This window comes from Natronorubrum thiooxidans, from assembly GCF_900156475.1.
GTDB lineage: Archaea > Halobacteriota > Halobacteria > Halobacteriales > Natrialbaceae > Natronorubrum > Natronorubrum thiooxidans.
Map to the genome: position 1 here is coordinate 102,819 of NZ_FTNR01000012.1, position 17,789 is coordinate 120,607.

A 17,789-nucleotide genomic window follows, 5' to 3' on the forward strand; every position below is an offset into this window, starting at 1 on the left:
AACGAACTTAACGAGTCTGAAAGGCGAATAGCACGGTGTATGCTAGCACTGTATGGCCGTTTGCGGACCGCTTTGCTTGCCAGCCGGACCAAACTGACTTCGGCCGGAAGCTCCAATGGGGTGCTATGAGCGACGACACTGACCCCGGGCTGTCGGTCGACGAGTTCGTCGACTACTGTCGGACCCAGGCCGGACTGCTCTCCGGGCGCGTCGAGACGATGCGGGCCGAAGCCGACGACTTGCTCTCCGAGATCGACGCCGAGATGGCCGACCTTCGAAGCCAACTCGAGGCACACACGACAATCGAAGGAACCGACGGCCCGTCGACACCGGCAGGTCCGGACAGCGGCGACCCCGATATCGACGCACTCGAGGCCCTCGAGCGCGATGTCAAGGAGAAACAGCTGCTCGTCGAGGCCAAACAGACGCGGATGCAGATCTTTCAGGAGTTGGCCGCGGCCTACACCGACCTCGCCGCGGAATTGCAGTCGTCGGTCGACGACGCCGACGAAGCGTTAGACCGGGTGGTCCGTCTCGAAGCCGATACCGACGCGCCAGCGTACTTCGAGGACCGACAGACGATGATCGAAGCAGCCACAGCCTCGCAGTCGACCGACGACGACCACTACTGACGAGTTCGCCTGCGATCGATGACGTCTCGAGTGCTCTGTCTCGCCGCGTCTCGAGCAACTCGCCGGGACGCAGGGACAGCACCCCGTCTCACTCCTCGTCGGGTTCCCGGACCGTCAACACCGGCGTTGTCGCCGTCCGCAACACACGCTCCGTGACACTACCAAGGAGGAGCCGATCGAGCCCGCTGCGACCGTGTGTCCCCATGACGACCAGATCCGCGTTCTCGTCGTCGGTATACTCTCGGATTCGTTGCTGCGCCGAGCCGTGTTGGACCGACCCCACTGCGTCGACACCCACCTCTTCGGCCTGCTGTACCCCCTCGTCGACGACCTGCTGAGCGTACTGTTCGAGTTGCTCGAGTCTGAAATCGTTGCCTTCGTCGATGCCGACGGGTGCGACGTCGACGACCGAAAGGAGGTGGACGGTCGCCCCGTTGTCACTCGCAAGCGCGAGTGCCTCCTCGAAGGCGGCGTCGGCGTGGCTGCTGCCGTCGATCGGGACGACGATCGTCTCGAGGGGATACTCCCGTTTGACTTCGGGTGCACCCCGAACGACGAGGACGGGGACGGGCGCATCGCGGACGACTGCCTCGGTCACGCTGCCAAGCAGGAGTCGACCGACGCCGCGTCGGCCCCGCGTGCCCATAACGATCGCATCGACGTCGTGGGTCGCGGCGTACTCGAGGATCGCCTCCCGCGGCTCGCCGGTGTGTACCTCGTCAATGACCGGTGCGTCGGCGTCCCCTGCCCACTCACGACTGTCCGCAAGCTGCTCGCTGGCGTCGGTCGGATCCGTGTCCGGATCGACCACATGTACGATGTGGACGGTTAGATTCTCTACTGCGGCGATCTCTCCGGCGTACTCGAGTGCCGCGTTCGCCGGCCCGCTCCCGTCGGTTGGAACGAGAATGCGTTCGAACATACGGTATCGTCACTGCAGAGTAACTTACCGCTTCCCCACTGTTCCCACCAACCGGGAGCTGTTTCATACGGACTGCTGTCGTCACGTCCCGCCGATCACCGGACCCCGTCTCTGGTGATCGGCGATAACTCGGTACAGCAGGCTGTCTCAGGCCATCTCGAGCGCCGCGAGCAGCGTCTCGACGTCCTCGCGGGTGTTGTACGCGTGGACCGACGCCCGGATCGCGTCGGGACCGGGCAGCGTGCGGACGACGATCCCCTGCTCGGCGAGTCGGTCGACGGTCGCCGCCGGCTCGTCGACGGCGATCGTCACGAGCCCCGATTCGTACGCTCGCGGGCTCAGCAACTGCTCGTCGGGAACGCCGGCTTTCAGCTGCCCGGTGAGCGTCTCGATTCGACTCGTGACGCGTTCGAGCCCAACCTCCTCGAGCAGCGAAATCGCCTCGATCAGCCCGGCGTGAGCGACGGGACTCGCCGTCCCGACCTCGAACCGGCGAGCGCCGGCTTCGTAGCGGTACTCGGGGGCATTCGCGTCGACGACGCTCCGGTAGCCGATCGCGGCGGGGACGAGGTCCCGCTCGGCCTCGAGTCCCGGCCGAACGTACAGGAAGCCGGAGCCGAACGGGCCGACGAGCCACTTGTGGCCCGAGCCGACGACGAAGTCGGCCCCCCATTCGGCGACGTCGACCGGCACCTGCCCGGGGGCCTGGACGGCATCGACGAGAACCAGCGCGCCGGCGTCGTGGGCGACGTCGACGACGTCCGCGATCGGCAGCCGGGTGCCGTGGGTCCAGGTGAGCGAACTGAGACAGAACAACGTCGCCTCGCTCGCCACCGCCTTCACGTCCTCGAGATCGAGCCGACCGTCTTCGGTCTCGAGGACGCGGACCTCGACGCCGTACTCGCGCTCGAGGCGTTGCCACGGGAGGATACCCGAGGAGTGCTCGAGGTCCGTCCGGACGACGACGTCGGTCTCGTCCCAGTCGAACGCCGTCGCGACGCGGTTGATCCCGTCGGTCGTGCTCTCCGTGAGGGCGATGTCGGTCGGTTCGGCCCCGAGCAGGCCGGCGACGGCGGTCCGTGCGTCGTCGTAGACGTCGAACGCGGCGGGGTACATCCCCCCGGTCGTTGGCGACTCGTACTCGTGGGCCTCGAGGCACGATTCGGCTGCCTCGACGACACATCGTGGACTCGGGCCGCCAGCGCCCCAGTTCAGGTACGTGCCGGCCTCGAGTGCGGGGATCGTCTCGCGGAGTTCCGTCGGCGTCATCATGCGATGCATTCTGTGTCGGCGGCTAATATATTGTCGTCGTCTGTGGTGTTGTTCCGTTCCCGAAACACGGCAATTCGGGGGTGCGCTTTTATTCGTGCCAGTTTCAGTTCCGGCTACCATGTTCGCCTTCGCGCCGTCGATCACGTTCGATGCGAGCGATCCCGAGACGACAGTCGTACTCGGCCAGTTGTTCGCGTACCTCGCGATCGGCATCGCTGCGGTCGTCTTGTTGTACTACACGTTCGTCTACGTCAACGACGTCCTTACGGCTGACGTGACCGAGGCGCAGTGGTTCCTGTTTGCCGGCATCGGCGCTGCGATCGTCTACGCCGTCGCCGGCATCGGGACGCTGTTGCTCGAGGCCGACTGGCTCGCCGTGTTCGTCGACGGTGCCGTGTTGTTCTTCATCCTCTTTTTTGCCCTGGGAATCCGTGCGATGTACCACGCCGAACGGACGGGCACCGGCCGCTCGAGACTCCTTCCTGCGTGGGCCGATTACGCCGTCATCGCCGTCTTCGTCGCTGCGTGGTGGGGCACGTTCCTCGTCGGGACCGACTGGACGCACCTGGTCGTCGCGGCCGGCTGGGTACTGACTTCCGCGTGGGCACTCCTCTATGCCGTCCAGACCGTTCGCGTCCACGAAGGAACGACGCTCGCCGCGCTCACCCGCCACCTGCTGCCGGCGATCCTCTGTGTCGCCGGCGTCGTCTTCGTCGACTTGCTGACCGGCGCGCTCGCCGGCTACGATGCACTCGCCGACGCCGTCTGGATCGTCGGGACGACGCTCGTTGCCGCGTTCCTGTTCGACACCGCCGTCGCGATCCGCCAGCAGGGCGGCGAACTCGAGCGGCTGTACGACTGGACGACCTGGCGCGAGCAGTCACTGGACTGAGACGGATTCCTGTAAGTCATTTCCGGTGCACCCGCGACCGCCCTGTGGTCACACCGGTAACTCGGTACAGCAGACCGTATGAGACGGTTTGCAATCCCTGTATCCCAGCGCGACTGCGTGCGAGTTCGCGGTCGCGCCGAAAACTGACAGCCAACAGATCGTCTGAGACTCGAGTCCGACACAGCAACTCGACTGTCTCTCTGGAGTCGTTTTGTAATAGATACAGGAGAAAATAGCGCGTATACTAGCCAATATTGGTTATTTATTCGATTTTCAATACTGGTTCACGTTATCTACAGGATTATGTTTCTCCTATCTCGGTCGTTTTGACAAATGGCATCATCTATCATGTAGATGGCTGACGAGACACATAGTCGTCGGGGATATCTGAAATACGCCGGTGCCATCAGTGGGATTGCACTTTCGGGGTGTCTCGATAACGACACTGATGCTTCGGATGACGGCGCTTCGGATGACGATTCCAATGGAGACGGTGAACCCGACGGCGAACAGTCGGACGAACACGAGGTCATCGCTGGTCCGGACGGAAACTGGGAGTTCGATCCCGAGGAACTCACGATCGCCGTGGGCGACACCGTGAGGTGGTACTTCGATAGCGCCGGCCACAACGTCACGTCGCATCCGGATGCAGCAACCGAGTGTGAGAACCCGGAGGGGGCTGAGCCGTTTACCTCCTACGAGGGAGAAAACCACAATTCGGTCATGGAAGAGGAGGCCGAGTTCGAACACACGTTCGAGGTCGCTGGGGAGTACGTGTACGTTTGTACGCCACACATCCCGCAAATGGTTGGTCAGATACACGTCGAAGAGTGACAATGTCAACAGAACATACAACCGAACGAACCCGAGACGCACAGGACGACGACTCCACCGTAGACGACCGTCGACGTCGGTTTCTTGACCGCCGACGGTTTATGCTGGCCAGCGGCGCTGCGGCGACCGTCGCGCTCGCCGGCTGTGCTGGCGAGGAGGAAGCCGACGACGAGGATGAAACAGACGATGACGACGGCGGCGGCGAGCCCGAACCCGGCGATCGGGAGTACTTAGAGGAGAAGTTCCCGGGCCTGTTGATCCACTCGGCAGATCCGGAAAACGGGGAGGCAGCCGAACGGGAGACGTACACGGAGTACATCACCCCCTCGGAAGAACACTACATCCGGAATCACTATCTGGCCCCGCGGATCGACGAAACAGAGTGGACGATCTCGCTCGGTGGGCTGGTCGACGAGGAAGCCGACATCTCGGTCGACGCGCTCCGCGAGGAGTTTTCGACGGAGACGGTCACCCACGTCATGCAGTGTTCCGGCAATGGCCGGTCGTACTTCGATCCGGAGATCGCCGGCAACCCGTGGATATACGGTGCGGTCGGGAACGCCGAGTGGACCGGCGCGCCGCTCAGTGAGATCATGGAGGAGTACGGGGCCGACACCAGTGACGACATGTGGGTCATGTTCGCCGGGGACGACGCACCCGACGGCGAACGCGTCTTCGCCCGCTCGATCCCGATGCAGAAGGTCATGGAAGACTGCATCCTGGCCTACGAGATGAACGGCGAGGAGATGACCGCCGAACACGGCCACCCCGTCCGCGTCGTCGTTCCCGGCTGGTACGGCAATAACAACGTCAAGTGGCTCTCAGAGATCGAGGTCATGGAGCGGATGATGATAGGTGACGATGAGGACCTGTTCTTGGAGGACTACGAGACCGACGACTACGAGAACTATCTCCACTGGCAGCACAACTCCTACCGCATCCTCGCGGAGGGCCAGGAATCGATCCGCGTCGAGTCCATCGACGAGTTCGATACCCAGACCCAGATGGACATGGAAGCAAGCGGCGAGCGGGAGGTGCCGCCGTACATCTACGACCAACTCGTGAAGTCGCTGATCGGCTACCCCGGCATCGACGACACCGTCTCGCCGCGAGACGAAGACGGCATGATCGAGGTTATCGGTGTCGCCTGGGCCGGCGATGACGAGGTCACCGAGGTCGAAATCTCCGCCGACGGCGGCGAAACCTGGGAGAGCGCGGAGTTCTTCGGCGAGGACAACGGTCCCTACGCCTGGCGGCAGTTCCGGTACCTGTGGGACCCCGAAGAAGGCGGCGACTACACGCTCGTCTCTCGAGCCACCGACGAAAACGGCCGAACCCAGCCGCGCGATATCTCGGACATCGAGGACGGACAGCTCACGATCGAAGACGACAGCTTCCCCTACGAGATGGGTGGATACTGTCTCAACGCCTACGAACCACACGGTGTCGACGTGACCGTGGAGATGTAGCACCTACTGGCGCTTGCCGTACTTTTTCTCCCAGGTTTTCGCGCTGTCGTCGCCCGGTTTCCCGTAGACGTCGAGGAGCCTGATCTCCACCTCGAGGCGTTCGCCTGCCAGTTCGTGGTTGAAATCGAGGACCACGCGGTCGTCGTCGACAGCCGTTACCCAGCCGGTCCGGTTGTCGTCGGTCGTCACAAGACTCCCTTCCTCGGGAACCTCGCCGACCAGCTCTTCGACGGCGTCGGGCTCGAGTTCGTGGACGTCGTCCTCGTCGTACTCGCCAAATGCCCGTTCGGGGTCGGCGATCTCCGTCCGCGTCTCACCCGGTTCGAGGTCCTGCACGACGTCTTCGAGCACCGGGGCGACGCCGCCGTCGCCGACCCGGAACTCGAGCGGTTTGTAGTCGCGGTGGTCGTGATAGATCCCCTCTCGCTGTGCGACGTCGACGTCCGTTGTGTCGACGATCGCCCCCGATTCGGGGCCGTCGACCAGCCGGGCGGTGTAGTGGACGACCGCGATCTGCCCTTCTTTTGCCATGTGTGTACGTGTCTCACAAAACGGTAAAAAGTCACCGTCGGTCCGGGTCGTCCGCTTCCCGGTGGCGGGTTACTCGAGGACGGCCTCGAGGGCGTCCATCGCTCGCTCGACCGTCTCGAGGTCGGCGTTGTACCCCATGTGTCCGACTCGAAGGATGTCGTCGGCCATGTCGCCGAGGCCCGTCGCGAGCACGACGTTTTCCTCGTCTGCGACTCGCTGTTGAACCCGTTTCGCCTCGCCCGGCAGCCGAAACGCCGTCACGGTCGGCGAACGCCGTTCGGGGTCGGGATAGCACTCGAGGCCCATCTCAGCGCCGCGCTCGCGACAGCGTTCGGCGGCCGTCTCGTGGCGCGCATAGACGTCCTCGAGGCCCTCCTCGAGTAGCAGGTCGAGCGCCACGTCGAGGGCGGCGACGTTCGCGCTCAGATGCGTGTACGGAAACCCGTCGGAGACGTCCTGCCACGGGAGGAAGTTCGTATAGAGCGATGGCGGCTCGCGGGCCTCCATCGCCTCCCACGCGCGGTCGCTGATCGCCGCCGTCGTCAACCCCGGCGGCGCGCTGAAACACTTCTGGGACGCCCCGAGACAGACATCGATTCGGTCGGTCGGCACTGGCGTGCCGCCGAGCGAGGAAACCGCGTCGACGACGCTCACCACGTCGTGGTCCTCGAGCAGGTCCAGGACGGGCTCGAGGTCGTTGAGCGTCCCCGTCGGCGTCTCGCAGTGAACCATCGTCGCGAGCGTGTACGGCTCGCCGTCGGCGTCGGCTGCCTCGAGTGCCGCTGCGATTGTTTCGAGGTCGTACGACTCGTCGTAGGCCACGGAGACGAGGTCGGCCTCGCCGTCGTACGACTCGACGAAGTCCGCGAAGCCGTCGCCGTAGAGTCCGTTGGAAAGACAGAGCACGCGGTCGCCGGGCGCGACCAGCGATGCGATGGCCGCCTCGAGGCCAAGGATACCCTCGCCACCGGGGACGACGACGTCATGGGACGTGTCGTAGATCGTCTCGAGTTTCGTACAGACGTCGTCGTAGCGCTCCGCGAACGCGGCTTCGAGGTCCGGATTCGGCTGCGGTTCGGCCATCGCTTCCCTGACCGCTGGCGGCACCGCCGTCGGTCCTGGCGTGACGTTCATGCACAGTCATGGGACCCGCTCTCATTAGCGAGTTGCGGTTGGTGTTCTGGCGTCGGTTTCGCCGGCTTAGAGCGTTCCTTGAAGAACGATCTCGTCGTCGACTGACTCGAGCATCGACTCCGTGACGACGTAGTCTTCCTCGTCTTCGCCCTCGATCCCTAGCGACGCGAACACGTGCTCTGCGACCGACGGGTTCGGATCGACGGCGGCGCGGTTGCCATCGACTTTCGCGACGATACCGAGTTCTTTGCCCGCCGCGTCGACGACCGTTTTGCCGACGTCGTCGCCGGTCAGCGTACCGTTCATACCCCATCCGTTCACGACCGCGCAGATACCTGTTTGGCCGGCACGAGACGGCAGTATCGGTGCAACGTCGGCTTCCCCACCGCCGAGACGAGCACATCGTCGCTGCCCCCGACCTATTTGACGTTGGTTGGTGATGATACGACCGAAGCAACTGCTTCGTGACAGCTATGACTCACACGATCGAGATTAGCGATGACCTGAAAGAACGACTCGACAACCACCGCGAAGCGGACGAAACCTACGCGGAGTTCCTCGAAGAACTCGTGTCGATCTACGAGACCGAAGGCGCGTTTCTCCAGGAAGGCTACTCCGAGTGACGGCGGAGAATGGCACTCGAGTATCCGCACTTCCTGATCAATTTTAAGACCAGCACGGCGACGGTCGGCGAGGACGGCCTCGCGTTCGCGCGGACGATCGAGCGCGTGCGAGACGACACGGGGTGTCGCTTCGTCGTCGCACCGCAGCTCACCGATCTCCGGCTCGTCGCCGACCGAACGTCGCTGCCGATCGTCGCCCAGTCCGCGACGCTCGCCGACGACGCCGTGATGGGGGCCACGACGTACGAGGCAGTTGCGGCGGCTGGCGCTGACGCCGTTTTCATCAACCATCCACAGAACGAGGCCACCTTTGCCGACGTGGCCCGCGCGGTCGATCGGTGTGACGATCTCGGCCTTGAGTCGATCGTCTGTGTCACCAGCCACGAGCAGGGTCGGGCCGCGCTGACGTTCGACCCCGACTGCCTGCTCTTCGAGCGGCCCGACGACATCGCCAGCGAGTCGGGGCTGGTCCGGACCCATCCGGAACGCATCGCGGCGTTCGTCAACATGGTCGCAACCCAGAATCCCCGAACGAGCGTCTTCGTCGGCGGCGGGATCCGAACGGCCGAGGACGTCGAGCGAGCGTTTTCGTGTGGCGTCGATGCGGCGGGGGCCGCGTCGGCAGCCCTCGAGGCGACGGATCGAGCGGCGTGGTTGCAGTCGGTCGCACGCGCCGTTCTGGACGCAAGCGAGTAGGCTCGAGGCGGCGCTGGTCAGTCGTCCGTAATCGATTCGTGTTCTTGTCCGTGTTCCTGGTTCTCCCGCAGGTGTTCGACGGCGTGTAGTTCGACCACGGGGAAGATCTTAGCGACGGTGAGGAAAAACAAGATTACCATACAGATGGTTCCGATGACGGACATGATCTCGATCAGGCTCGGGAAGTACTCCCCGGGCGTTGCGGCGTAGATATCGAGCGTCGGGTGCAAGAGGCCGTCGACGACGAAGAGGATCTTTTCGGTGAGGGTTGCGGTGAGGACTGCAAGCCCGGAGACGACGGCTCGTTTCTTACTGAACAGTGCGGGACGGATCGCCTGTGCGAAGATGTAGGCGAGTGTCACGGCGACGAGCCCGATCGCGAAGAGATAGAGCAGGTTTGCGAAGTTCGCCTCCCAGACGTGTGTCAGGTCCACCGGTGCGGCAAACGAACCGGTAACCATCTGCTGGAGTTGCAGCCACAGGAACAGCATCGAGAAGAAGCCAAGCCAGAGCGTGAGTCCACGGAAGATATCGTCGGTGATGATGTGGTCCCAGTCGTAGGCCCACCGGAAGCCGTACGAGAGCAAGATGACGCCGCTGATCGCAGAAGTCAGCGCGATCGTGAGAAACTGCGGGCCCTGAATGGCACCGAACCAGCCGGGCATCGTCGGGATCAGGGCGAACAGCCACGGGATAACGCCGCCGTGGAGCAAGAGCGGTGCCATGATGATGATCGCGAGTGCGAGCCACCAGACCATCCGCTGGACGATCTCGTCTTCTTTTTCGGTGTAGCCGATGGTCATGAATCGGTAGATGGGACCGAGGCGATCCGGCAGCTCCCCGCGTAATCGAGTGATATCGTATCGAAGCGTCAGCGAGAGGTACGTCGCCGTCAACACGAAATACGCCGTGATGACGGTCACGTCCCACACCAGCGGCGAGTTGTGGATCGTGATGTGGTAGTGGGTGAGTACGCTCGTCACCATCCGATCCGGCCGGCCCAGATGGATGATGATATAAAAGCCCGCCGCCGAGAGGCCCGCGATCGTCAGCAGTTCGGCCAGCCGGGCGACCGGCATGTACCGTTCCATGCCGAGCAGGCGAACTGCAGCTGAAAGAATGATCCCTCCGTGAGCGATCCCGACCCACCAGATGAACGCGCCGATGTACAGCCCCCACGTCACACCGCCACCGGTTCCCCAGTCTGATAACCCGGTGACGACCAGCCCCTGTGAGAGCTGGTAGATCCAGCCGACCAAGAACAGAGCAAACACCAATCCGGCGACGGCAACCAGCGCGAAATACTTCGTCGACGTGTTCTGTATCGGCCGCAGGATATCGGCCTTTCGTGGTGTTTTCGTACTCATTGTGATAGAGGTTCACAACCGTACCTTGCCCACGTGCCTTATACCATCCGTTGGCCTTGCAAGCACTCTATCAGTTCCTGCTCCCACTCGACCGTCGTGCGATCGGGTCCCTCGAGGATGAATCGAAGGTGATCTTTTCCTGATCTGATATCCCGCGGGTCCTGCTTGGAAGCGTCGCAGAACGGATTGCCCGTTAGTCCCCGATAGCCGTTACGATCGTTTGGTGGGCCTTGCCCTTCCAAGGGCAGTGGCTACGTGTCAGCTGACCGTTTTTCCCAGATACTGAACCGAGCCGATGGCCGCAGGGATGTAAAAAATACTGTATGTGTCTGGCCCCCGTCACTCCGTCGTGACTGAATAAACTAATGTGGCTCCGAAATAGTCTCGACGTTATGAACAACCGCTACGATGTGGTCATCGCTGGTGCCGGACCCGCCGGCGGCCAGTGTGCACGCGACCTCGCTGCCCGAGGCTACGACGTCGTGGTCCTCGAGACCGAGTCCGAAGACGAGTTCCCGCGCCAGAGCAACAAATCGACTGCAGGCACGTTCCCCTCCATGATGGCCTCGTTCGGGGTTCCGGACGACGTCGTGATGCAGTACACCGACAGCGTCGTCCTCGAGTCGCCGACTGATCACTACGTCCGCGAGCAGCCCGGTGCTGTCCTCGAGTTCGCCGACTTCAAACGGTTCCTCGTCGAGGACAGCCGCGCGGACGGCGCGGAGTATCGATTCGACGCGCGCGTCACCGCGCCGATCATGGAAAACGGTGAGATCGTCGGCGTCAGATACAACGGCGACGAAGAGGTCTACGGCGACATCGTCATCGACGCGACGGGGCCGGCCGCGCCGCTCGCGAAGAAACTCGGCGTCGTCGATCTTAAACGCGAGAACCACGCGATCGGCATCGAGTACGAGTTCGAAGGGATTGATATCGACCGCCCCGGCTTCGCGGACCTCAACGACGCGATGATGCTTCGACTGGACCACGAGCTCGCTCCCGGCGGTTACTCGTGGATCTTCCACACCGGCGAGGACACCGCCAAGGTCGGCCTCTGTTATATCCAAAACGGCGGTCACAAGCAGTACGCACGCGATGACTTTGCGATCGACGACTATCTCACCCACTGGCTCGAGACCGATCCGCGCTTTCGGAACGCGACGCCACTCGAGGGGAAACAACACCGCGGCTCGGCCCACATTCAGCTGCCGGAGAAGATGCACACCGACCGGTTCATGGCCATCGGCGACACCGTCCCGACGGTCGATCCGCTGTGGGGCGAAGGCATCAACAAGTGCATGCAGTCGGGTCGCGCGGCGGCCGCCACGGCCGACAGTTGTCTCAAACACGGCAACCTCGAGCCGACCGCCGAGAACCTCGAGGTGTACGACACCCTCTGGCATCGCGACGTCGCGCCGAACCAGCGAAAACGGCTGCTGATGACCCAAATGCTCTATCTCGCGCCGAACGAGCGCTACGACAAACTCATGGCCGACCTCCGTCGGCTCGATGACGACACGCTGGCGAGTGCGAACCGTGGGAGCATTCCCGCGATCTTGAGCCTGCTCGAGCCAAGCGATATCCCGATGCTGGCGCAGTTTGCCAAAGAGCGGTTCAGCCTCGACTGGTTCCGCTGAGAGCCTCCCACGTGGCGTCGTCGATCGATAACCTGCCATTCGGCAGGAATTTGACACCGCTCGCTGTATGACACCGTACGATGTTCGAGACGATTCTGATTCCAACTGACGGGAGCGAACACGCCGAAGATGCCGCCGAGACCGCCATCGAGCTCGCAACCGTCCACGACGCGACGGTACACGTCGTCTGTGTCGCCGACACCGGCCCGCTGGGTGACCTCCGGCTCCCGGGCGATGCTGCGAGCGCCGAAGACGCGATGCGCGGCCGGGCTCAGGAACACGTCGACGCGGTCGTCGGGCGCGCCGAGGCGGCCGGTCTCGACGTGACTGGCACGGTCCTCGAGGGGCCGCCCGAACACGAACTGCTCGAGTACGCCGACGACGTCGGGGTCGACCTCGTCGTGATGGCGACTCGCGGCCGGGGCGGCGTCCAGCGGATGGCGCTGGGGAGTGTCACCGACCACATCGTTCGCTTCGGCGACATCCCCGTATTCGTCGCCAACGCCGACGACGAGTCGGCGTAAGCTACTGCCGCACGATCCGGTTGATCGCTTCCGTTCGCCGACCGATCGACCAGCCCAGCAGCGCGAGGCCGACGTAGATCCCGATCGCGGGCACCACGTATGCCTCGAGGATCGCTTCGGGCGTAAAGCCGAACGCGTCAAGCGCCGCTCCGAGCAGCAGTGAGACGAGAAAGAGCGCGATACCGATGTCCGCGATCCGCATACTGGGCAGTTCCTGTGGCTCCGATCGGAGCCGCCCGACTATATAAAAGACGAGCGTGTACGTCGCCCAGCCAGCGACGAGCGCCAGCCCGGTCATGAACACGTCCTCGGGGAAGTATCGCGGGAGAAACGAAAGATGAATCACCAGCGTCACGAGCAGCGCACTGCCGAAAAGAACGAGCAACAACGGGCGTCGATCTGCACTCATTGAGTTTACTGACTGTCTCGGTATCCATTACTATTGTGTCATCACTCCGTCTCGAGGCCTCGAGGGGCCGTCACTCGAGGACGGTCCCATGCTCGTCGACCTCCCCCTCGACGATCCGTGTCGAGGAGATTCGTTCGCCGTCGTCGGCGAGGACGTACGGGGCGACGATCCCCGTCAGCGGCTCGAACCCATGCTCGCGCCGGCGGTTATTGATCGCCTCGAGTTCGGGTGCCGTCTCGGGGGAGACGACCAGCGCGTCGATCGCGGGGTCCTCGGCGGCGATGCCGTGTTCGCTGGTGAGTTCCCGGATCTCGACGTCGCGGTTCCACTCGTCGATGGCAGCGACCTCCTCGGTCACCGCCTGCACGCGGTCGTCGAAGGCGGGGATCGGCCGCGGTTTCTGGCGCGTTTCGACGGCGAGCTCGTCGCTCGTCAGGGCGACGACGACACCGCCCTCGCCGAAACGCAGCGCGTGTTCGAACAGGGTTCGATGCCCGTCGTGGATGGGGCCAAACGTGCCGGCGACTACCACTCGCATGACTCACTCGAGGACGGGACCGTCCATAACGGTGTTCCCGCTCGGCCGTCACTCGAGTAACTCGGCCGTCGTCGCGATCGTCGCGAACTCGCCCTCGAGGTGGGCCAGTGCGGTCCGGTGGACCGTCTCCGCGTCGAAGCGCTCGCCGTCGAAGCTGCGGTCGAACGTCGCGGTCGCGTCGGCGACGACCGTCACGTCGAAACCGCGGTTTTCGGCCATACGCGCCGTCGTCGAGACGCAGTGGTCCGTCGTCAGCCCGGCAAGCACCAGGTGCCCGAGGCCGCGCTCGCAGAGCCAGTCCTCGAGTCCCGTGTCGATGAACGCGCCGTTGACCGATTTGACGACCGTCGCTTCGTCCTCGAGCGGGGCCGTCTCGGGTTTGAACGCGAACCCGGGTTCGTCGCTGCGCAACGGCGAGTCCGGTTCGGTCGAGTCATGACGGACGTGGACGATCGGCCGACTCGTCTCGCGCCAGCGCTCGAGCAGGCACGCGGCGTTCGCTTCGGCGTCGGGGTTGTTCCGCGTCCCCCAGCCATCGGCGTCGAACCCCGTCTGGAAGTCGATCAGGACGAGGACGGCGTCCTCGAGCGGGGCATCGCCAGACGTGTTAGAACCGGCTACGGCGTCGGTCATGGGAGTCGCGCGGCGGGTTTCGGGTGCTCTCGCGTGACTGTCATCGGACACTCACTGAGGGCCTGTGCGTCGTCCGACGAGAGCATATACTGGTGCCACTCCCGGTCGCCCTCGACGCCCCAGTCACCGATATCGGCGTGTGGACAGACGCCATCGTACTCCTCGATTCGGTCCTGAATGACGTTGCGAGCGGTCTGACCGGCGTCGGTGTCGGCCGTCACGCCGAGGTTCTCGAACAGCGCTCTGGGCTGGAACGTGATCTCGAGACCGATGGGACAGTAGCGGCTCTTTCGCCGGTCGTAAAACGGCGCTCGGCAGGTCGGGAACATGGGCTCACCGCCGAGGCTGAACTCCCAGTGGGGGTCGTCGGGATCGGTCGGAATGTCCTCGGGCCACGGCTTGGGGTCGTGCAGGTGCAGCGTCTGGAGAATGTGCCACAGCGTCTCGTGGTACGCCCGCTCCGAGAGCGGTGCTTCTGGCGGCTTGAAGAACGTGACGAGTGAGGCTCGCTCGGAGTGATTCTGGTAGACATCGAGATACTCGAGGATCCGATCCCGCAGCGTCAACAGCGCGTCGGCGTCGCTCATCGAGGGCACGGCGGTGTACAGCGGCTCACCCTGCTGGACCGACTCGACGCCGAAGTAACACGGAAACGGGCTCTCGTTTCGTTCGCCGAGCAGCCCTTCTTGAAACGACGCCCAGTGATCGGTGACCCACTCCGGAGTGTCGCCGTCGCGGACCCGCTGGTCGAGCGTCTCTTGATCCATCAGCGATTGGACTCCCGGCTCGTTCATGTTGTGACTCTTCGCGCTCGCAGGAATGTATGTTTAGGTTCGTCTCCCTAATTGGTCCACCGAACATATCCGGATGCGCGCCGGCAGTTTACACTCGTTCAACAGCGGCCCCGGGTCGGACGACGCCACCCTCGAGGATCCGCGCTCGGAGTCCACCGCGATGGACGAGCGCCTCACGAACACCCTGTCGCTCGAGGTGGGCCTCGAGATACGAACACGGCTCACAGAGTTCGGTCCCTTCACAGACGAGTTCGCCGACCCGGAACCGCTCGCCGACGAGGTGGTTCAGTGCGATCCCCTCGGTCGTAAGGTTTCGGCGGTGGACGCCCGACTCGAGGCCGATGTCGTAGTCGCGCTCGACCGCCACGAGCGCCTCGCGTTCGATCAGCGTGAGGTCGCTGCCCGCCCGGTCGGCGAACGTTCCCTCGGTGTCGAAGTAGCGGTCGCCCTCGAGGCCGCGGCCGGCGACCGCGCGCACTGACTCACGAGGTTCCATCGGCGCGCCCTGTTCGGCGGCGACGTGGATCGCATGGATGGTTCCAGTCGACGTCATTGCTCGAGCAGATGAGCCCACGCGGGGTATATCGATCGTTCGCCGCCTAGGACCAGCGACGATTCCTCGAGGACGTGATATCGACGCCACGGCTGTAGTAACAGATCGGGGAGTCCGTGGGTGGCTCGAAGCCGTTGGCCTCGAAGAGGGTGTTCGTCTCGATCTCGACCGACACCTCCCGGAGCGACCACGGTTCGTGGTCGATATTGGCGTAGCGGATCGCACCGTCGCGCCCCGTCGTGTAGTAGCGATAGCGCTCGGTGAGAAACGCCGCGAGCGAGCCAGAGTCCGGAACGAACGCCTCGCCGACTGGTGTGTACGTCCCCGAAAACGTCGCGGGGAATGCACCTGGATGGCGACGCTCGCTTTCGAACGCGATCGCGCCGTCGGCTGCGGTCAGGTCGATGGCGGCGGCGTAGTACGGCAGGTGGTGGAAGAGACGCGCACCGAGGACGCCGAGAACCCCCTCGGCGTCGAGACTAAAGAAGTAGATGCCGGGCTCGCCGTCGCATGTGACGTACGTTCGAAGGTTGAATTCGGGTAACTCGAACCCGACGCCGCCGGGGACCCCGCGCGGGCGGACGTCGACGTTCAGGTACGGCACGACCGAGAGCCAGGCCCGATCGTCGTATGTATCGACGCTGAGACCGTCGGGAAGTCGTGTCGCGACGATATCTGGATCGACCGGCCAGTTGGCAAACAATAGGTGTCGCCACCCCATCGCGATCGGAAGCACCATACACGATGGTGGGCGCGATGCGGTTTTAACCCGCTGCCAAACGGCGGTTTTCGCCGTACACTGGTTCGGGCACCCAGCCGCCGATTCGATCGCTTACACCGTCTCGGGCACCCAGCCGCCGTCGACTTCGAGGTTCTACGCCCACCTTTTTACTTCGTCGGGGACTCTCGCTGCGCTCGAGCCCCACTCCTCGCAACAATCTGGACCAAAAACATCCCGCGGCGCAGGCGCCGCGGTCCAATCGCTTACACCGTCTCAGGTAACCAGCCGCCGTCGACTTCGACGTTTTCGCCGCTGATATACCCACTATCCGGATCGAGGAAAAAATACAGCGGGGCGATCAGATCCTCGAAGCTCGCAGGTCGACCTCGAGGAAGATCTGCGGGAAACTCGTCGGAGTTTTCGACGACGTACGGCGAGATGGCGTTGACCGTGACCCCGTCGTCCTGTGTGTCGGCTGCGAGCATCCGCGTAAACATCAACACGCCTGCCTTCGCGACGAAATAGGGGAAGTTCGTCGGGCTGACAAGGCCCTGCTCGCTCGAGGCGTAGCCGATGTTGACGATCCGGCCGTACGACTCCTCTCGCATCGCCGGCAGCGCGCGTTTCGAACAGAGATAGGTGCCGTTGAGGTTGGTCTCGATCACCCGGTTCCAGGTGTCGAACTCGAGGTCGGCCCAGTGGCTGGGCGCGAAATCGCCGACGTTGTTGACAAGTACGTCGACGCTCCCGAGTTCCGACTCGACGGCCGAAAAGAGGGCATCGACGCTTTCGGGGTCGGTGACATCGCCCTGAACCGTCATCGAGTCGCTCGCGCCACGTGCTGTTGCTTCTGTGGCTACCTCGCTGGCTGCGTCCGCACTCGAGTGGTAGTGTACGGCCGTCTTCGCGCCGCAGTCGGCTGTCGAAAGCAGGAGTTCGCGGCCGACGCCTTTCGCACTGCCCGTCATGAGCACCGTCTGTCCCTCGAGGTCGGGTCCGTCCATACACGATGGTCGGCGACTAGGTGGAAAAATCACTCGGGCGTCGCGCTCGAGTCGATCGATTATCGACCAGACACTGCGTTGACAGTACGTCGAGAGTTTAAATAGGAAGCGAAATATAGTCGGTCCATGACGCTCGATACTGTGCTTCTCGCTGTCGGCCCCGGTGATGCTGATCGACTCGACGAACTGGCCGAGGCTGTCGTCGAGGTCGCGAACCCGGCCGATGCGACCGTCTCGCTTGCACACGTCTTTACGAGTAGCGAGTACGACGAGGTGGTCGCCCGTCTCGATTTCGACGCCGGCGACGACGAGATCGATCCAGACGAGGTCGCAACGCGACATTCGACGATCCGCGATCTCGCCGCGATACTCGAGGAGCACGACGTTGACTACGAAATCAGTGGGGCGATCGGCGAACACGGGCCGACGATCGTCGACCTCGCGAGGAGCACCGATGCCGACCGGGTCGTCGTCGGTGGCCGTCGGCGGTCGCCGACCGGCAAGGCGGTTTTCGGCTCGACGGCACAGGAAGTCCTGCTTTCGTCGCCGTGTCCGGTGACGTTCGTCCGAAACGACGAGTAGCTCCCACACGGACCCGCGTGTC

Annotated in this window: 22 protein-coding genes; 9 read left to right on the forward strand and 13 right to left on the reverse strand. The window is 63.6% G+C overall.

All coding sequences use genetic code 11. The features are described from left to right. Positions 1-125 precede the first annotated feature (125 nt). Complete coding sequence (locus tag BW940_RS15475) at positions 126-632, forward strand: hypothetical protein (protein WP_076610123.1); 507 nt, start codon at positions 126-128, stop codon at positions 630-632. Positions 633-720: 88 nt separating this feature from the next. Here the strand turns inward: BW940_RS15475 and BW940_RS15480 are convergent, their stop codons facing one another. Further along, on the reverse strand, positions 721-1,554 hold the full coding sequence (locus BW940_RS15480) for a universal stress protein (RefSeq protein ID WP_076610124.1): 834 nt from the start codon (positions 1,552-1,554) through the stop codon (positions 721-723). A gap of 147 nt (positions 1,555-1,701) precedes the next feature. Then, positions 1,702-2,823 (reverse strand): aminotransferase class V-fold PLP-dependent enzyme, encoded by a 1,122-nt coding sequence (locus BW940_RS15485; RefSeq protein ID WP_076610171.1) that lies wholly within the window; start codon positions 2,821-2,823, stop codon positions 1,702-1,704. Between the two features lie 121 nt (positions 2,824-2,944). Between BW940_RS15485 and BW940_RS15490 the strand changes: the two genes are divergently transcribed. The 3 genes from BW940_RS15490 (at position 2,945) to BW940_RS15500 (ending at position 6,021) form a co-directional block, all read left to right on the forward strand. Then, on the forward strand, positions 2,945-3,718 hold the full coding sequence (locus BW940_RS15490) for a hypothetical protein (RefSeq protein WP_076610125.1): 774 nt from the start codon (positions 2,945-2,947) through the stop codon (positions 3,716-3,718). A gap of 354 nt (positions 3,719-4,072) precedes the next feature. Continuing rightward, complete coding sequence (locus tag BW940_RS15495; protein ID WP_076610126.1) at positions 4,073-4,552, forward strand: cupredoxin domain-containing protein; 480 nt, start codon at positions 4,073-4,075, stop codon at positions 4,550-4,552. A 2-nt stretch (positions 4,553-4,554) separates the two neighbouring features. After that, complete coding sequence (locus BW940_RS15500; RefSeq protein WP_076610127.1) at positions 4,555-6,021, forward strand: sulfite oxidase; 1,467 nt, start codon at positions 4,555-4,557, stop codon at positions 6,019-6,021. 3 nt (positions 6,022-6,024) lie between these two features. Here BW940_RS15500 and BW940_RS15505 read toward each other — a convergent pair whose 3' ends face one another. The 3 genes from BW940_RS15505 to BW940_RS15515 form a co-directional block, all read right to left on the reverse strand. Then, positions 6,025-6,552, reverse strand: coding sequence for an FKBP-type peptidyl-prolyl cis-trans isomerase (locus BW940_RS15505; protein WP_076610128.1), 528 nt, complete (start codon positions 6,550-6,552; stop codon positions 6,025-6,027). Positions 6,553-6,621: 69 nt separating this feature from the next. Continuing rightward, a complete protein-coding gene (locus tag BW940_RS15510; protein WP_076610129.1) occupies positions 6,622-7,686 on the reverse strand; it encodes a pyridoxal-phosphate-dependent aminotransferase family protein in 1,065 nt (354 codons plus the stop codon). Between the two features lie 66 nt (positions 7,687-7,752). Next, on the reverse strand, positions 7,753-7,992 hold the full coding sequence (locus BW940_RS15515) for a hypothetical protein (RefSeq protein WP_076610130.1): 240 nt from the start codon (positions 7,990-7,992) through the stop codon (positions 7,753-7,755). A gap of 167 nt (positions 7,993-8,159) precedes the next feature. On the opposite strand from BW940_RS15515, the gene BW940_RS21860 reads away from it, so the two are divergent. Together BW940_RS21860 and BW940_RS15520 are read left to right on the forward strand one after the other, a co-directional pair. Continuing rightward, a complete protein-coding gene (locus BW940_RS21860) occupies positions 8,160-8,309 on the forward strand; it encodes a DUF7557 family protein (protein ID WP_173834900.1) in 150 nt (49 codons plus the stop codon). Positions 8,310-8,318: 9 nt separating this feature from the next. Next, a complete protein-coding gene (locus tag BW940_RS15520) occupies positions 8,319-9,005 on the forward strand; it encodes a triose-phosphate isomerase (protein WP_076610131.1) in 687 nt (228 codons plus the stop codon). A gap of 17 nt (positions 9,006-9,022) precedes the next feature. Here the strand turns inward: BW940_RS15520 and nrfD are convergent, their stop codons facing one another. After that, entirely contained in the window at positions 9,023-10,372 is a 1,350-nt protein-coding gene (gene nrfD, locus BW940_RS15525; protein WP_076610132.1) for an NrfD/PsrC family molybdoenzyme membrane anchor subunit, read from the reverse strand. A 392-nt stretch (positions 10,373-10,764) separates the two neighbouring features. On the opposite strand from nrfD, the gene BW940_RS15530 reads away from it, so the two are divergent. Beyond that, entirely contained in the window at positions 10,765-12,009 is a 1,245-nt protein-coding gene (locus tag BW940_RS15530) for a digeranylgeranylglycerophospholipid reductase (RefSeq protein WP_076610133.1), read from the forward strand. 80 nt (positions 12,010-12,089) lie between these two features. Then, positions 12,090-12,533, forward strand: coding sequence for a universal stress protein (locus BW940_RS15535; protein WP_076610134.1), 444 nt, complete (start codon positions 12,090-12,092; stop codon positions 12,531-12,533). 1 nt (position 12,534) lies between these two features. Here the strand turns inward: BW940_RS15535 and BW940_RS15540 are convergent, their stop codons facing one another. The 7 genes from BW940_RS15540 to BW940_RS15570 all read right to left on the reverse strand — a co-directional run bounded on the left by BW940_RS15540 (position 12,535) and on the right by BW940_RS15570 (position 17,185). Beyond that, positions 12,535-12,942, reverse strand: a complete 408-nt coding sequence (locus BW940_RS15540) for a hypothetical protein (protein ID WP_076610135.1) — start codon at positions 12,940-12,942, stop codon at positions 12,535-12,537. A 70-nt stretch (positions 12,943-13,012) separates the two neighbouring features. Next, positions 13,013-13,480: a phosphopantetheine adenylyltransferase gene (locus BW940_RS15545; RefSeq protein ID WP_076610136.1), complete on the reverse strand. Its 468-nt coding sequence runs from the start codon at positions 13,478-13,480 to the stop codon at positions 13,013-13,015. Positions 13,481-13,528: 48 nt separating this feature from the next. Continuing rightward, positions 13,529-14,113 carry a cysteine hydrolase family protein gene (locus tag BW940_RS15550; RefSeq protein WP_076610137.1) on the reverse strand — a complete coding sequence of 195 codons (585 nt, stop codon included), beginning with the start codon at positions 14,111-14,113 and terminating at the stop codon, positions 13,529-13,531. Beyond that, complete coding sequence (locus tag BW940_RS15555) at positions 14,110-14,907, reverse strand: YqcI/YcgG family protein (protein WP_076610138.1); 798 nt, start codon at positions 14,905-14,907, stop codon at positions 14,110-14,112. Before BW940_RS15555 ends, BW940_RS15550 begins: the two co-directional genes overlap by 4 nt. An 88-nt stretch (positions 14,908-14,995) precedes the next feature. Continuing rightward, positions 14,996-15,460, reverse strand: coding sequence for an MOSC domain-containing protein (locus BW940_RS15560; RefSeq protein WP_076610139.1), 465 nt, complete (start codon positions 15,458-15,460; stop codon positions 14,996-14,998). Between the two features lie 46 nt (positions 15,461-15,506). Beyond that, complete coding sequence (locus BW940_RS15565) at positions 15,507-16,199, reverse strand: YqjF family protein (RefSeq protein ID WP_076610140.1); 693 nt, start codon at positions 16,197-16,199, stop codon at positions 15,507-15,509. Positions 16,200-16,444: 245 nt separating this feature from the next. Further along, on the reverse strand, positions 16,445-17,185 hold the full coding sequence (locus tag BW940_RS15570; RefSeq protein WP_076610141.1) for an SDR family NAD(P)-dependent oxidoreductase: 741 nt from the start codon (positions 17,183-17,185) through the stop codon (positions 16,445-16,447). A 126-nt stretch (positions 17,186-17,311) separates the two neighbouring features. Between BW940_RS15570 and BW940_RS15575 the strand changes: the two genes are divergently transcribed. Next, entirely contained in the window at positions 17,312-17,767 is a 456-nt protein-coding gene (locus BW940_RS15575) for a universal stress protein (RefSeq protein ID WP_076610142.1), read from the forward strand. Positions 17,768-17,789 lie beyond the last annotated feature (22 nt).

Bases quoted from the DNA above. Each gene is read 5' to 3' on its own strand.
- BW940_RS15475 (WP_076610123.1), top strand. From the start codon at position 126: ATGAGCGACGACACTGACCCCGGGCTGTCGGTCGACGAGTTCGTCGAC.
- BW940_RS15480 (WP_076610124.1), bottom strand. From the start codon at position 1,554: ATGTTCGAACGCATTCTCGTTCCAACCGACGGGAGCGGGCCGGCGAAC.
- BW940_RS15485 (WP_076610171.1), bottom strand. From the start codon at position 2,823: ATGACGCCGACGGAACTCCGCGAGACGATCCCCGCACTCGAGGCCGGC.
- BW940_RS15490 (WP_076610125.1), top strand. From the start codon at position 2,945: ATGTTCGCCTTCGCGCCGTCGATCACGTTCGATGCGAGCGATCCCGAG.
- BW940_RS15495 (WP_076610126.1), top strand. From the start codon at position 4,073: ATGGCTGACGAGACACATAGTCGTCGGGGATATCTGAAATACGCCGGT.
- BW940_RS15500 (WP_076610127.1), top strand. From the start codon at position 4,555: ATGTCAACAGAACATACAACCGAACGAACCCGAGACGCACAGGACGAC.
- BW940_RS15505 (WP_076610128.1), bottom strand. From the start codon at position 6,552: ATGGCAAAAGAAGGGCAGATCGCGGTCGTCCACTACACCGCCCGGCTG.
- BW940_RS15510 (WP_076610129.1), bottom strand. From the start codon at position 7,686: ATGAACGTCACGCCAGGACCGACGGCGGTGCCGCCAGCGGTCAGGGAA.
- BW940_RS15515 (WP_076610130.1), bottom strand. From the start codon at position 7,992: ATGAACGGTACGCTGACCGGCGACGACGTCGGCAAAACGGTCGTCGAC.
- BW940_RS21860 (WP_173834900.1), top strand. From the start codon at position 8,160: ATGACTCACACGATCGAGATTAGCGATGACCTGAAAGAACGACTCGAC.
- BW940_RS15520 (WP_076610131.1), top strand. From the start codon at position 8,319: ATGGCACTCGAGTATCCGCACTTCCTGATCAATTTTAAGACCAGCACG.
- nrfD (WP_076610132.1), bottom strand. From the start codon at position 10,372: ATGAGTACGAAAACACCACGAAAGGCCGATATCCTGCGGCCGATACAG.
- BW940_RS15530 (WP_076610133.1), top strand. From the start codon at position 10,765: ATGAACAACCGCTACGATGTGGTCATCGCTGGTGCCGGACCCGCCGGC.
- BW940_RS15535 (WP_076610134.1), top strand. From the start codon at position 12,090: ATGTTCGAGACGATTCTGATTCCAACTGACGGGAGCGAACACGCCGAA.
- BW940_RS15540 (WP_076610135.1), bottom strand. From the start codon at position 12,942: ATGAGTGCAGATCGACGCCCGTTGTTGCTCGTTCTTTTCGGCAGTGCG.
- BW940_RS15545 (WP_076610136.1), bottom strand. From the start codon at position 13,480: ATGCGAGTGGTAGTCGCCGGCACGTTTGGCCCCATCCACGACGGGCAT.
- BW940_RS15550 (WP_076610137.1), bottom strand. From the start codon at position 14,113: ATGACCGACGCCGTAGCCGGTTCTAACACGTCTGGCGATGCCCCGCTC.
- BW940_RS15555 (WP_076610138.1), bottom strand. From the start codon at position 14,907: ATGAACGAGCCGGGAGTCCAATCGCTGATGGATCAAGAGACGCTCGAC.
- BW940_RS15560 (WP_076610139.1), bottom strand. From the start codon at position 15,460: ATGACGTCGACTGGAACCATCCATGCGATCCACGTCGCCGCCGAACAG.
- BW940_RS15565 (WP_076610140.1), bottom strand. From the start codon at position 16,199: ATGGTGCTTCCGATCGCGATGGGGTGGCGACACCTATTGTTTGCCAAC.
- BW940_RS15570 (WP_076610141.1), bottom strand. From the start codon at position 17,185: ATGGACGGACCCGACCTCGAGGGACAGACGGTGCTCATGACGGGCAGT.
- BW940_RS15575 (WP_076610142.1), top strand. From the start codon at position 17,312: ATGACGCTCGATACTGTGCTTCTCGCTGTCGGCCCCGGTGATGCTGAT.